This is a genomic window from Nonomuraea basaltis, assembly GCF_005893125.1.
GTDB classification, from domain to species: Bacteria; Actinomycetota; Actinomycetes; order Streptosporangiales; family Streptosporangiaceae; genus Nonomuraea; species Nonomuraea basaltis.
Genome location: NZ_VCJS01000127.1, coordinates 1 through 13,720, shown reverse-complemented (window position 1 = coordinate 13,720; position 13,720 = coordinate 1). Strand labels below are relative to the sequence as shown.

The 13,720-nt window shown below is 68.9% G+C and carries 15 protein-coding genes; 13 read left to right on the top strand and 2 right to left on the bottom strand.

Features of this window, described 5'->3' with window-relative positions:
- The first annotated feature begins 4 nt into the window (after positions 1-4).
- The 11 genes from EJK15_RS42275 (at position 5) to EJK15_RS42225 (ending at position 10,967) form a co-directional block, all read left to right on the top strand.
- A complete protein-coding gene (locus EJK15_RS42275; protein ID WP_240777567.1) occupies positions 5-883 on the top strand; it encodes an ABC transporter permease in 879 nt (292 codons plus the stop codon).
- A gap of 131 nt (positions 884-1,014) precedes the next feature.
- Entirely contained in the window at positions 1,015-2,133 is a 1,119-nt protein-coding gene (locus EJK15_RS42270) for an ABC transporter substrate-binding protein (protein WP_138716101.1), read from the top strand.
- 29 nt (positions 2,134-2,162) lie between these two features.
- Positions 2,163-3,224, top strand: coding sequence for an LLM class flavin-dependent oxidoreductase (locus EJK15_RS42265; RefSeq protein ID WP_138716100.1), 1,062 nt, complete (start codon positions 2,163-2,165; stop codon positions 3,222-3,224).
- Positions 3,224-3,895 (top strand): cysteine hydrolase family protein, encoded by a 672-nt coding sequence (locus tag EJK15_RS42260; protein WP_138716099.1) that lies wholly within the window; start codon positions 3,224-3,226, stop codon positions 3,893-3,895. The genes EJK15_RS42265 and EJK15_RS42260 overlap by 1 nt, the downstream gene beginning before the upstream one ends.
- Positions 3,892-5,226, top strand: a complete 1,335-nt coding sequence (locus EJK15_RS42255; RefSeq protein ID WP_138716098.1) for an NtaA/DmoA family FMN-dependent monooxygenase — start codon at positions 3,892-3,894, stop codon at positions 5,224-5,226. Before EJK15_RS42260 ends, EJK15_RS42255 begins: the two co-directional genes overlap by 4 nt.
- On the top strand, positions 5,223-7,118 hold the full coding sequence (locus EJK15_RS42250) for an MDR family MFS transporter (protein WP_138716097.1): 1,896 nt from the start codon (positions 5,223-5,225) through the stop codon (positions 7,116-7,118). Before EJK15_RS42255 ends, EJK15_RS42250 begins: the two co-directional genes overlap by 4 nt.
- A complete protein-coding gene (locus EJK15_RS42245; RefSeq protein WP_138716096.1) occupies positions 7,115-7,624 on the top strand; it encodes an NADPH-dependent FMN reductase in 510 nt (169 codons plus the stop codon). Before EJK15_RS42250 ends, EJK15_RS42245 begins: the two co-directional genes overlap by 4 nt.
- Positions 7,621-8,151, top strand: coding sequence for a flavin reductase family protein (locus EJK15_RS42240; protein WP_138716095.1), 531 nt, complete (start codon positions 7,621-7,623; stop codon positions 8,149-8,151). The genes EJK15_RS42245 and EJK15_RS42240 overlap by 4 nt, the downstream gene beginning before the upstream one ends.
- Before the next feature lie 220 nt (positions 8,152-8,371).
- Positions 8,372-9,511 carry a DUF1835 domain-containing protein gene (locus tag EJK15_RS42235; protein ID WP_240777566.1) on the top strand — a complete coding sequence of 380 codons (1,140 nt, stop codon included), beginning with the start codon at positions 8,372-8,374 and terminating at the stop codon, positions 9,509-9,511.
- Positions 9,512-9,619: 108 nt separating this feature from the next.
- Positions 9,620-9,907 carry a hypothetical protein gene (locus tag EJK15_RS42230; RefSeq protein WP_138716094.1) on the top strand — a complete coding sequence of 96 codons (288 nt, stop codon included), beginning with the start codon at positions 9,620-9,622 and terminating at the stop codon, positions 9,905-9,907.
- 67 nt (positions 9,908-9,974) lie between these two features.
- Positions 9,975-10,967: an aldo/keto reductase gene (locus tag EJK15_RS42225; protein ID WP_138716093.1), complete on the top strand. Its 993-nt coding sequence runs from the start codon at positions 9,975-9,977 to the stop codon at positions 10,965-10,967.
- 59 nt (positions 10,968-11,026) lie between these two features.
- On the opposite strand, the gene EJK15_RS42220 is transcribed toward EJK15_RS42225, so the two are convergent.
- On the bottom strand, positions 11,027-11,227 hold the full coding sequence (locus EJK15_RS42220; RefSeq protein WP_206061439.1) for a hypothetical protein: 201 nt from the start codon (positions 11,225-11,227) through the stop codon (positions 11,027-11,029).
- A gap of 191 nt (positions 11,228-11,418) precedes the next feature.
- On the opposite strand from EJK15_RS42220, the gene EJK15_RS42215 reads away from it, so the two are divergent.
- Positions 11,419-12,114, top strand: a complete 696-nt coding sequence (locus EJK15_RS42215; RefSeq protein WP_138716092.1) for a DNA alkylation repair protein — start codon at positions 11,419-11,421, stop codon at positions 12,112-12,114.
- 194 nt (positions 12,115-12,308) lie between these two features.
- Positions 12,309-13,196 carry a hypothetical protein gene (locus EJK15_RS42210; RefSeq protein WP_138716091.1) on the top strand — a complete coding sequence of 296 codons (888 nt, stop codon included), beginning with the start codon at positions 12,309-12,311 and terminating at the stop codon, positions 13,194-13,196.
- Here EJK15_RS42210 and EJK15_RS42205 read toward each other — a convergent pair.
- Positions 13,160-13,720 (bottom strand): helix-turn-helix transcriptional regulator (locus EJK15_RS42205; protein WP_138716090.1); only part of this gene is annotated, 561 nt, incomplete at its 5' end. The two genes, EJK15_RS42210 and EJK15_RS42205, sit on opposite strands and share 37 nt — an antisense overlap.

The window sequence follows — 13,720 nt, the reverse complement described above, 5'->3', positions numbered from 1 at the left end:
CGACGTGACTTCCCTCGACGATGTCGTCGCGACCTTGCCGGAAGACGAGCGCCCCGTCGCGGAGCCCGCTGCCGGACCGTCTCGCTACAGCCTGAGCCATCCGAGATCGCGGATCGGTTTTGTACGTCCGAAGATCTGGCTCCCGCTCGCCGTCATGTTGTGTGTGCTCGGCGCCTTGTGGGAATGGGGCGCCCGCTCAATGCCCTATCTCCTGCCGAAACTTTCCTCGGTCGGAGAGGCGCTGGCCGAGGAGCCGGACTACTACCTCGGCAACGCCTGGGTCACACTCCAGGAGGCGCTCCTGGGGCTCGCCCTGGGGTTCGCCGCGGCGTTCGTCCTGGCGGTCGTGGTCAGCGAGCTTCCGTGGGCGCGACGGGCGATCATGCCGGTCGCGGTCGTCCTCAACGTGACACCCCTGGTCGCCATCGCGCCGGTTCTCGTGGTGGCCTTCGGTTTCGGGCCCGAGCCCAAACTGATCGTCACCGGCCTGATCTGCTTCTTCCCGATCCTCATCAACACCTCGGTCGGGCTGCGGGCCGTGCCACTCTCGGTCGTGCAGGTCTATCGCACGCTCAACGCGTCGCGGCTGGAAATGTTGTGGCGCGTCCGGGTGCCGAGCTCGCTGCCGTACCTGTTCGCCGCGCTGCGCATCGTCTTCCCCCTGTCCATCGTGGGTGCCGTGGTCGCCGAGCTTTCTGCCCCCGGCGCGGCGGAAGGGCTCGGCACCGCGATCAGCGTGGCCTCGACCATGAACCGGCTTCCCGTCGTGTACGCGTCGATCGCGATCCTGGCCCTCATGGGGTCGGTACTGCTCCTCGTCGTCACGATCGCCGAACGCAGGGCCCTGCACTGGCACGAGAGCACCCAGGGCGCGGCCGACTAAGGTCCCCCGGGCCGCGACCGAGCGGCCTCGTCGACGTCTGCTCCGCATCTTCCCGGCGCCACGTGCCCGGGCGACAAACCTCACCAATATCTGTCATGCGCTGCGCGCTTGGCACATGCGAGGAGTAATTCATGGAGAAACGCCTGCCGCGTGCCCTTGTGGCCGCCGCCACTGCCGTTGTCGCCGCTTCCGGGCTCACCGGGTGCTCCGGCGACAAAAACACCGCCGATGGCGCGCCGGACGGAACCACAAGCAGCGCCCACGCCACGCCGGCCATTTCCGCCGCACGCTGCGCCCAGAACAAGGCGGCCGGCAAGATCACCTACTTGACGGGCTACTACTACCAGGCTTCGGCGTCCATCCTGGAGTACCTGGCCGCGGAGAAGCTGGGCTATTTCGACGCCCTGTGCCTCGACGTCGACATCAAGCCCGGGACCGGCAACACCGGTCAGAACACCAAGCTCCTGGCCAGCGGGCAGGTCACCGTCAGCCCGGTGAGCGAGCAGGACGTGATCCAGGCCCGCGACAACGGGGTCGGCATCGTCGGCATCTCCGCCTATTCGAATGCCGGCCTCGAGGTGCTGATGACGATGCCGGCCATCACCGATCTCAAGCAGCTCAACGGCACCACCCTGGGGCAGAAGGGCAGCCTGCCGGTGGGGATCAGCGCCATGCTGACCCAGGCGGGCGCGGACGTCCCCTCCATCAAGCAGGTCGTCGTCGGCTACGACCCGTCCATCCTGCCTCGTGGCCAGGTCAAGTCCCTGACGGGATTCATCTCCAACGAGCCGAACCTGCTCGCGGCCGCCGGCCAGCAGGTGAAGGTTTGGCGGCCCTACGACTACCACGTTCCCGGCTCGCTCGGCGGCTTGGCGGCCAACCCGGACTTCGCCGCCAAGCACCGGACCGCCGTCGAGGATTTCCTGCGGGCCGGCCTGCACGCCTACGACTACTGCTCCACCAAGGGCGAGGAATGCGTCGGGTACGCCGCCGACCTGTCTGACGGAGGATACGACAAGGCGCAGAACCTGAAGATCTGGCAGACCGAGGTCGCGCTGGTGCAGCAGACCAAATCGCCGGGCACCCCGCTCGGCCTCGTCGACATGGACAACGTCACCGCACTGGCCGAGTTGCTGGCCAAGTATTCAATGGTGAAGAAGACGAGCGCCGCGGACGCGAAGTCCTTCTTCGACTCCTCGTACCTCACGGCCCTCTACCAGTCGGGTCAGCTCGCCTGGCCGGCTACCTGACGACAACGCGCATACCGGAAGGCGGCATCGTGTCCCAGAAAGAATATGGAATCTTCCTCCCCATAGGCAGCGGAGGGTGGATGCTCTCCACCACCGCGCCGCATCCCGAAGCCACGTACGCGTACAACAAGCGTGCGGCGCTGCATGCCGAAGCCATCGGCCTGGATTTCATCATGTCCATGGCGAAATGGCGCGGCTTCGGCGGCACCACCGACCACTGGGGCGAAAGCCTGGAGTCGATGACGATGATGTCGGCCCTGGCCGAGGCGACTGAGCGCGTGAAAATTTGGGCGACCATGCACGCGAACATCCATCACCCCGCGATCGCGGCCAAGATGTTCACCATCCTGCAGCAAATTTCCCAGGGCCGCGCCGGGATGAACATCGTCAACGGGGCTTATGCGGGGGAATTCCAGCAGTTCGGCCTCTGGGACGCCGACCTCACCCACGCCGATCGTTACCGGATGACCGCTGAGTGGACGCAGGCGGTGACGCGGCTGTGGTCGGAGCACGCGGTCACCATGAAGAGCGACTTCTTCACTCTGAACGACTGTGAATCCCGCCCTCATCCCGAAACCCGACCGACCCTTATCAGCGCCGGTCGTTCGGCGGACGCGCGGGAGTTTCAGGCCGCCTATGCGGACGGAGCCTTCCTCGGGGCCGACAGCCTCGAGGAAATGCGGGCCCTTTCCCGGGACGTCCATGACAAGGCCGCGAAGCTGGGCCGCACGGTCAAGACGTACTCGATGCTCACCGTGGTCCAGGACGAGACGGACGCCGCCGCCGAGGAAAAGGTCCGCCGGTGGGGCAAGGGCGTGGACCGCGAAGCACTGGCCGCCATGCGCTCGTCCTGGGGCATAGCGGAGCAGCAGGCGCGTGCCTGGGCGAAGGGCGCCACCGGTGAGGCGGCGTTCCAAACCCCGTACGTGAGCGGATCCACCGAAACCATCATCGAGCACATCGCGACGGTCGTGCGTGAGGGCGAGCTCGACGGGCTGATGCTGATCTTCCCCGAGTATGACGAAGACATGCTGCTCTTCGGCGAGACCGTGCTTCCCGCCCTGCGGGCGATGGACGAGGCATCCGCCTGATGGAAAGCCTCCGCCCACAGCAACTGTCCTTTCTGTCCTCGCCCGGCCGCCGGGCGGCGCTGCTCGTCGTCGACGTGCAGCGTTCCTTCGGCGATCCCGCATTCCTGACCTCCTACGGCCTGGACGAGCAGGCTTTCGCACTCGTCGAGGGCGCCATCACGGAAACGTCGCGACTCGTCGAAGCCGCCCGGGCGGCGGGAGTGCCTGTCCTGTGGATCGAACTGGCGAGTGACCCGGAGAACCCGTGGCGGTCCAGCGCATGGTTCCGCGGCGGTGACCTCGATGCGCCACCCGATCCCGGCGAACCCTGCGTCATCGGCACTCGCGGCGCCGAGTGGTTCCGGGTCTCGCCGGCCGAAGGGGAGCCGCGCGTGGCCAAGCGCCACTACAGCGGCTTCATCGGCACCGATCTCGAGGCCCGTCTGCGGGCCGAGGGGATCGACTGGGTCGCGGTCGCCGGCCTGACGACCGAATGCTGTGTCACCGCCACCGCCACGGATGCCTTCCAGCTCGGCTGGCCGGTCGTCGTTCCGGTCGACGCGGTGGCGGCCTATGACACGCGCCTCCAGAAGAACTCCCTCGAGCAGCTCGCGCTCAACGTGGCCGTGCTGTCCACAGCGGCCGAAATCGCCGCGCTGTGGAAGGTACGAGAGGCGGCGATCCTCCGATGAGCGGAATGCACATCGCCTTCGACCTGTCCTTCACCCACACCGAGGGCCGCTGGGCGCGCGCGGGTTCATGGGTGGGGCGTGACTTCCCCGACGTGCGCATGTTCATGGAACTGGCGCAAACCGCGGAGCGCGCCGGCGTCGACATGCTTTTCTTCGGGGACGGCAGTGGCATCCCGGACACCTGGGGCGGCTCGATCGAACCGGCCGTGGAATGGGGAATCCAGTGGCCGAGACACGACATGGCCCCGGTCATCGCGGCCATGTCCACGGTCACCTCGTCGATCGGCTTCGGCCTGACCTACTCGTCGACGTTCATGCACCCCTTCTACGTGGCGCGCCTGCTGAACTCGCTCGACCACGTGACGGGTGGCCGTATCGCGTTCAACGTCGTCACCTCCACCCGGAGCGCCGACGCCGCCAACTATGGCTACGACGAGCTTCTCGAGCATGACCTGCGCTACGCGCGCATGGAGGAGTTCGTCGACGTCTGTCAAGCCTTGTGGGATTCGGTCGCGCCGGATGCGATCGTCCGCGACCGGGACTCCGGCCGGTTCGCCGATCCAGCGAAGGTCTCACCGATCCATCACCGCGGCCGGTTCTTCACCGTCAAGGGACCGCTGCCGGCCGTACCGAGTCCGCAGATCAGCCCGGTACTGGTGCAGGCAGGAAACTCGCCCCGCGGTATCGCGGCGTCGGCCCGGTTCGCCGAAGTGGTCTTCGGTTTCGGCGGGAACCTCGGTGGCCAGCAGCGGCACCGGCGGATGCTCGACGAGGCGCTGGTCGCCGAAGGGCGCAAGCCGGAGAGCGTCGGCATTCTCTGGGCGACGCAGGTGATCGTCGCGCGAACGGAGGACGAGGCCCGCACGCGGCGTGCGGAAGTGCTGGACTTCTGGGACGAGGAGGCGGTCGGCGCGTACCTTTCCCACAACATGGGCTATGACCTGTCCAAGCTCCCGGCGAAATTCCTGCTCGGCGACCTCCGCGACAAGCTCCACGCCGCGCAGGCCACCCAGGCCGGGCTCGTGTCCCGGCTGGCCGGGGAGTACGGCGACGGCTACCGCATGGGCCGGGCAGAGTTCTTCGAGCACGGCTGGAAGAGCGCCACGGGTATCGACCACACGCTCATCGGAACCCCGGGCGCGGTCGCCGACGCGCTGGAGGAGAACTTCGCCGCGACCGGCTCCCGCGGCGGCTACATGTTGTCCAGCCCGCTGGGCATGCCTTCGGGGCTCAACGACATCGCCGAACTGCTCGTCCCGGAGCTCCGTCGCCGTGGCGCACTCGCTCCCCGGTACGCCGGCCGCACGCTCCGCGAGAACCTCGCCCCATGAGCCGGTCCGCCCGCTCGGGACCCACCGAGCACACCATCCGCCAGGCGGTGCCGGGCCAGGCGCCGATTCGCCGCGACTGGCTGGCCCTCGCCGCCCTCTGCATCGGGTTCTTCCTGCTGCTCGTGGACAGCACGATCATCTCGGTGGCGCTGCCGGCGCTCATGAAGGATCTCGGGACCGGCGAGCAGACCGCGATCTGGGTCAACAGCGCCTACCTCTTCGCCTATGCCATCCCGCTCCTGGTCGCAGGCCGGCTCGGCGACCGGTTCGGCGCGCGCGGGGTCTACCTTCTCGGGCTGGGACTCTTCACGGCCGCCTCGCTGTTGTGCGCGCTTTCCCCGACCACCGGGATCCTCATCCTGTGGCGCGTCGTGCAAGGGCTGGGAGCGGCGCTCATGACGCCGCAGAGCATGACGATCATACGAAGGATCTTCAGCTTTCCGGCACTCGCGACGGCGCTGGGAATCTGGGCGTCGGTAGGGGGAACGGCCGCGGTGAGCGGGCCGCTCCTGGGCGGCGTCCTGGTGGGGACGTGGGGCTGGCAGTCGATATTCCTGGTGAACGTGCCCATCGGGATCGCGGCCTGGATTGCGGCCTGGCGCTGGATTGCGCGTTCCACCCGCCTGCCCGTCTCGATACCGCTCACGTCCGTGCTGATCAGCGGCGCTGGGGCGTTCGCCATAGTCGCGGGAATACACGAGGGCGCGGCCTCGCCGAGCGGTGTCGTGCTGGGGCTCCTGCCGGCTTGGCTCCTCCTGTGCGTCGGCGCGGTGCTCGTCGGTGGCGTGGTGTACGCCCAGCGCAGCAGGCCGGACATCGCGTTGCTGCCGGTCGTGCTCTTCCGCGGCCGCGCATTCGTGATGGCCGCGCTCGGCAGCGCCGCGGCGTCCTTCACCGTCGGCGCGGCCATGATCCCCGTCATGATCTATCTCCAGGAGGACCGGGGACTGGATCCCATGGAGGCGGCCCTCACGCTCGTCCCGATGGGCGTCGTCGCGGCGCTCGCCGCACCGTTCGCGGGCCGCTCGGTGAACTCGCGGGGGAGCCGTTTCACCGCGATCGTCGGCTCGGTATCCCTGACCGTTTCCATGGCGGCCGCCGCCGTGCTCGTGCTGACGAAAGCGAACGAGTGGAGTCTCTCCGGCGTTTTCGTGCTGTTCGGCTTCGCCAACGCCTTCATCTGGGCACCGCTCTCGGTCGCCGCGCTGACGGTGATACCGGACAGGCTCATGGGTGCTGCCGCGGGTGCCTACAACGCGGTCAAACAGGCGGGCGGGGTCCTCGGCAGTGCCGCGACCGCTGCGCTCCTCGCCGCCGCCTCCGAAGGTACGGCTCTTGCGGCGCTCGCCGGGTCCGCGGCGCTGTGCGTCGTGGCGGCCGCGCTGCTCGGACCTGAGGTGGGCTCATCAGAGCCCGGGCATCTGGGGAGAAAGGGCGCTGATTTGCTGGAATCGAACCCCGGCGGCTTCCTTGGCTATGCCACCGGCCCCGTCGTCCAAGGCGAGGGGAGGGGGAAGAAGCTGGGCTTCCCCACGGCGAACATCGGCTTCGACCCGGCCGCCCGGCTTCCGGGGGACGGGGTCTACGCGGGACGGTTGACGATCCTCGAGCACGCCGGCCCGGACGACGCCCGGCCTTCGGCCGAGCCGCTTGCGGCGCTCGTCTCGATCGGGTCGAACGCCACGTTCAACGCCACGACGCGGACGATCGAGGCGTACATCCTCGACTTCGACGAGGACATCTACGGTTGCCGGGCCGAGGTCTCGGTCGAGTGGCTCATCCGTCCCCAGATCAAATTCGAGACCGTCGACGACCTCATCGCCCAGATGAACCAGGACGAGGCGCGCGGCCGGGAGTACTTCCAGTTCAAGAGATACGAGGTGACCGAATGAGTGAAGACCGGATCGTGGCCCTGGTCGGCAATCCGAAGCCGGCTTCCCGTACGAGGGACGCGGCGGAGAGGCTGGCACGGGGGCTGGGAGACGAGATAAGTGTCATCGAGCTCTCGGAGTTCGGCGCGGCCCTGCTGGACTGGACGAACGCGGAGGTGCAGGCGGCGGTCGGCACGGTGGCCAAGGCCGACGTGCTCATCGTGGCCTCTCCCACGTTCAAGGCGACCTACACGGGCCTGCTCAAGCTCTTCCTCGAGCGGTTCCCCGGCCAGAGCGGGCTCGCCGGCGTCGTCGGGATTCCTGTGATGCTCGGTGCGGCGCCCACGCATGCGATGGCACCGGAGACGCACCTCAAACCGCTTCTCGTCGAACTCGGTGCGATCTGCCCGGCTCCGTCCCTGTACCTGATCGACAGCACCTACGGGACCGACGGGTCTCTGGAATCCTGGCTGGACTCGTGGCGAGCGGTCGTCCTTCGCGGTATCGGCGGGAGGGAGCGCACGTGATCAAGCCCTACGTCGACGATGTCCACGCTCTCCGCAGGGTGTTCTCGGGATTTCCTTCCGGCGTCGCGGCGCTCGCAGCCGTCGTGGACGGCGACCCGGCCGTTCTCGTGGTCTCGTCGTTCAGCGTGGGGGTGTCCCAGGATCCCCCGCTCGTGCTCTGCTCGGTCCAGCGGTCGTCGACGACCTGGCCTCTGCTCGCGAAGGCCCCGGCCATCGGCGTGTCCGTGCTCGGCGAGGGCCATACGGAGAAGGCCCGCCAACTCGCGTCCCGGGAGAGGGACACCCGACTTGATGGAATCGACACTCTGGTGTCCGGTTCCGGGTCGGTTTTCCTGCACGGTGCGGCGACCTGGCTGGAATGCTCGATCGAGGCCGCGCACGACGCCGGCGATCACGAGATCATCGTCCTGCGCGTGCTGGGGTTCCGGGACGATTTCCCGCACCGGCCCCTGGTCTGGCATCGCTCAGCCTTCATGACGTTGACGTCGAGCGGCCTGAACGGGCATGCCGACCGGAAGGGCGTCTGACACCTTGCCTGGGATGGTCCCCATCCACATCGAGGGGTCCGTCAAGGTGGGATATCCTGACGGTCGGCGTCCGTCTGCGCCCAACCTTCGGCAACCCGCCCCAGCCGGGTCACCCACGGAGGCAAAGGGAGGTCCACCTCTCGGCGGGAGTCTCGGTGTCGATCGCGCGTCCGCCGCACCGGTCGCTGGGGGATCCGTGGATGGGCCGCGGGAGATGACCATGACCAAGCAGGCCGACTTCAAACGGCGCGTGCGCGCCCGCATGGCCAAGACCGGCGAGTCATACGCGACCGCCCGCAGCCGACTCCTCACCGGCCAGCCGGACACGGCGGCCTCCGGCCCCGCCGACGACTGGATGGCCGCGGCGCTGCATGTCAGCAACGGCGACGCCACGGACCTGCCTGGAACCGGGATCGCCCGGCACGTCCTGTTCTGGCGCGACTCCCTGCACGAAGGCCCGGTGCCCGCGGTAGGGCCCGAGGAGCTTCGCCGGATCAGAGCCGCCTTCCTCATCCAGGCGAATGCGGACGACCACGGCGAGGCCACGACGATGTTCGCGGAGCGTGACCGCATCCTGGAAGCCAACCGAGACGGCGAGTACGTGCTGTGGTTCGAGGCGGATCTGTACGACCAATTGCAGATCATCCAGATCCTCGCCCGCCTCGCCGACGTCGGTGTGCCCGCACAGCGCATCACCCTGATCTGCATCGGCGAACACCCGGGCATCGCCCGCTTCGGCGGCCTCGGCCAGTTGACCGCTGAACAGCTGCGCGAACTGCCCGCGTCGAAGGCGTGTGCTCGACTGACCCCAGCCGCACTGCAACTCGCCACCCGCGCCTGGACCGCCTTCCGGGCGCCGACGCCCGGCGGCCTTGGCGCCATCGCCGCGACCCGCTCACCTGAGCTGCGGTTCCTCGGCGAGGCGTTCGACCGGCTCAGCCGGGAGTACCCGGCCACCCGCGACGGGCTGTCGCTGACCGAACGACGTGTGCTCGCAGCCGTCGCCGACGGCGCGCCCGACGCCGGGACCGCGTTCGTCCGCGCGACAGCGCGGGAAACGCGCCCGTACCTCGGAGACACCTGGTGCTTCGCGATGATGGACCGGATGGCGCACGCACCCGTCCCGCTGCTTGACGCCGAGCCAACGGGCCATCCGGTTGACCGCGCCACCCGCCTGCGCCTGACCGGCACCGGGGCACGGGTTCTCGCGGGCGAGGCGGACCACGTCACCCTCAACGGCCTCGACCGCTGGATCGGCGGCGTGCACCTGAGCGGGCGGCACGCGCGCTGGCGCTGGGACGACGGGACTGAAACCATCGCCGGACCGACGGCCGAACCCGCTTTGGCCCCACCTCATTGACCGCGGCGCGTCGTCCGCGGGCCGGCTCCGGGCGGACGGGGCCAGCGGCAGGGCCCGCCGCCACAGGCCCTCGAAGAGCCCGACCAGGGCCTCCAGCAGGCCCGACGGGTGGATGACGAGCGCTGTGACCGCGCCGTCGGGCTCGTGGCCGGGCAGGAGCAGCGCGAGCCGGTCGTCCACGACGTACAGCTTCATCGGCAGGCTGGGCAGCACCCGTGCCTGCTGGCCGGCCTCGACCATCTCCTCGATCTGCCTCAGCGCGCCGGCGCGGGTCACGAAGTCCCGTTCGTAGATCATTCGGCTGGTGACGCCGCGGTCGAGCAGCTCCCGTTGCGCGGCCACGCTTCCCAGCCGGTCGAAGTACGGGTGAGTGAAACCGATGATCGACGTACTTGACCTGGAGTCCACTCCAGGTGGCAGGGTCTCCCTGGAGTCGTTTCCGCGAAGTCAGGGAGAGTACGAGATGAATGATTCGTTCCGGACCTTGGGGCGTAGCGGCCTGCAGGTGAGTGCGATCGGGTTCGGGGCATGGGCGATCGGGGGACCCTTCGTGGCCCGTGGCAAGCCGGCCGGATGGGGGCAGGTGGACGACGAGGAGTCGGTGGCGGCCGTGCATCGGGCGCTCGACCTGGGGGTCACCTTCTTCGACACGGCCGACGTGTACGGCACCGGACACAGCGAGCGGGTGCTCGGGAGGGCCCTGTCCGGACGGTGGGACGAGGTCGTGATCGCGACCAAGTTCGGCCTCACCTTCGACACGGCGACGCGGACCCTCACCGGCCAGGACGTCTCGCCCGAATACATCCGGCAGGCATGCCGGGCGTCGCTGGAGCGGCTGGGTACCGATCACATCGACCTCTACCAGCTGCACGTCGGGGACGCACCGCCAGAGCGGGTGGACGAGATGATCGCCACGCTGGAGGAGCTCGTCGACGAGGGCCTGATCCGGGCCTACGGCTGGAGCACCGACGACCCCGAACGGGCGGCCGCGTTCGCGAAGGGGCCGCACTGTGCCGCGGTGCAGCACAACCTCAACGTCCTGCACGACGCCCCGGCGATGCTGGCGGTGTGCGACACCCACGAGCTCGCCTCCGTCAATCGGGGGCCGCTGGCGATGGGGCTGCTCACCGGCAAGTACGGCCCGGACTCGCGGCTGCCGATGGACGACGTACGCGGCGATTCCCCGCAGTGGATGACCTTCTTCAAGGACGGCCGGCCCGCCCCGGAGTTCCTCGCCATGCTGGACGCGATCCGCGACATCCTGACCTCCGACGGCCGTACCCCCGCCCAGGGCGCCCTCGGCTGGCTGCTGGCCCGCAGCGGGCGTACGGTGCCGATCCCCGGCATCAGGACGGTCGGCCAGGCCGAGCAGAACGCCGGCGCGCTGCTGCACGGGCCGCTGGAGGCGGCGCAGCTGGCGCAGATCGACGAGGTGCTGCAGCCACACGCCCGCTGAGGCGGAAGCGTGCCGTCGTACGAGGTGCCGATGAACGCGGCACGATGCTTGATCCCTGGTCAGGCGGTGGTGAAGGAGATCCACACGTCCGGGGGAACGTCGGGCCGCTTCGGGACGGGCCGGCGCTCCTCCGTCCACGCGTCGCCGGCGATCTCGGTGGCGACGCGCCGCCAGAACGCCACGGCCGGCGTGTTCGGGTCCTGGAAGGCGATCTTCCAGGGGCCGGGGTGCCGGGAGATCACCTCCCGCACAACTTTCATCCCGATCCCGGCGTGACGACCGTGGCCCGTGACCGAGGCCGACCAGTAGAGAGCAGGCTGCTGGTTGAGGCGGCGGGGGGCTGGAGACACTGCTGGAGGCGAGCCACGCGCGGCCCAGGAGCGAGGTAACCACCTTTACCCGGGCACCTGTGTTCCCTGGACCGGTCTTCGCTGCGCTAGCGTCCGGCACCATGACGGATCACTCCCTCCAACAGTTACGGTCCACGTTGCGGGTTCTTGCCGAGCCGGGCGTCCGTGCCCAGCAGGTGCGCCTGCTGAGCCCGGCGGACGGCGACGAGTTGCTCGGCGTCCGCGTTCCCGTTCTTCGCAAATTGGCCCGGCAGTACCGGGAGCTGTCCCTGGACGACGTGGACGTCCTGCTGCACAGCCGGGTTCACGACGAGCGATTCGCCGGCCTTCTTGTTCTCGCCGAACAGGTGCGCACCACTGCATCCGCCGATCGCAAGCCCCTGATCGACTTCTATCTGGCACGCACCGACTGCGTGGACAACTGGGATCTGGTGGACGGTTCGGCCCCAGTCGTGCTGGGCCCGTGGCTGCTGGAGGCGTCGCTGGAGGTGCTGGAGGAACTGGCCGGCTCCGCTTCGCTGTGGGAACGGCGGATCGCAGTGCTCGCTATGCTGCCGCTCATCCGCGCGGACCGGTACGAACCGACCTTCGCCCTCGTCCTCGCCCTGCGCCGAGATCCGGAGCCGCTGATCCACAAGGCGACGGGGTGGATGCTGCGGGAGATCGGCCGCCGTGATGAGCGGGCGATGGTGGGCTTTCTCGACCGGCATGCGCCGGAACTGCCTCGTATTACAGTCCGGCACGCGACCGAGCGGCTCGCGCCGGACGTCAGATCCCGCTTCGTGAAGAGCCGCTAACGGATGATCAGAAGTTCTGTCCCTGATCTGGGAAGGGACCTCTTCTGGGAGTTGACGGTGAAAGGGCGGGTGCCGGCCAGCTCGTCATAGACCGACAGTGGGCCGGCCTCCGGCCGGCAGCCCGCGATCGCGTATCACGCCCCCCGCTCGAAAGTGGGCGGGCGAGAATGTCCGGACATTGCCGCACAAAATAAATGTCACCCCTGGGCCTCGCCGCGACGATCACCACCAGCGGCTCTGCCAAGGACATCGACCTGGGCCATTGGGAATACATGCCGATCGCCGAGGTCGCGCCCCAGCTCGGAAACTTCTCCCCGGCTTTTCTGATCGCGGTGCGGGACGGTTTCCTCATGGTGGGATCCGGCGGAAAGGGAAGGAGACCGGAATCGTGGTACTCACGTGACGGCCTCGCGTGGGAACGCGGAAATCTCGGCGATGCGATCTCCGACGGCTACGCGACGGACGTCGTGCCGCGAGGGAGGGGAGCGCTCGCCATGCTCATCGTCCTCGACCGGAACGGAGTCCCCCATTCCGCGATATGGGAGACCGCCGACGGCCGTACCTGGAAGATGGGGCGGCAGTTGCCGGCCGACGTCGCCGCCCTTCCGGTCCCCCACCTCACCGCGTATCAGGGCGATGCCATCGTCGTCACCAGCGCCGGTCGTCTGTGGATCGGCGAGCCCGGCAAACCATGGAGAAGGACCGGCCCGGCCCTGCGCCGGGACTGCCACCTCGACGACGCCGCCCCCGTGGACACGCCGCTCGGCGTGCTCCTCCTCGCCGGATGCCCCGGCGGACCGGAACACGGGCTGTCGCCGGGATCGGTTCTGCTGATGGACGGCAAGGGCGTCACGCACGAGATCACCAAAGAACTTCCGCTCATGCACGTCGAAGCCACGGCCGGGACGACCACCCGGCAGGAAAACCGCGTTGAGGGGCGGCGGCGTCCAGGGCGGTGGCGGGGTCGGCGAGCGCGCCGAGCGGTCCTCGACCGCTGCGGCGGCCTCGTCCTCGGCGGCGCGAAGGCGCGTCTCATTGACCGCGCTCAGGTCGACGGCTGGTCCCGCTGTCGGCTTCGATGATCGTCAGACACGAGGGCGGCCAGGACTCCCGCCTGGAAACGGGTACGGGCGCCGAGGCGGGCCATCAGCTCGGCGATGCGCCGCTCGGCCGTGCGGTGGCTGACGCCGAGCTGGCGGGCGATGGCGTCGTCCGTGAGGCCGGACAGCAGCAGGGCGATCAGCCGCGCGTCGTCCGCCGGCCGGCTCCGGGCGGACGGGGCCAGCGGCAGGGCCCGCCGCCACAGGCCCTCGAAGAGCCCGATCAGGGCCTCCAGCAGGCCCGACGGGTGGATGACGAGCGCCGTGACCGCGCCGTCGGGCTCGTGGCCGGGCAGGAGCAGCGCGAGCCGGTCGTCCACGACGTACAGCTTCATCGGCAGACTCGGCAGCACCCGTGCCTGCTGGCCGGCCTCGACCATCTCCTCGATCTGCCTCAGCGCGCCGGCGCGGGTCACGAAGTCCCGTTCGTAGATCATTCGGCTGGTGACGCCGCGGTCGAGCAGCTCCCGTTGCGCGGCCACGCTTCCCAGCCGGTCGAAGTACGG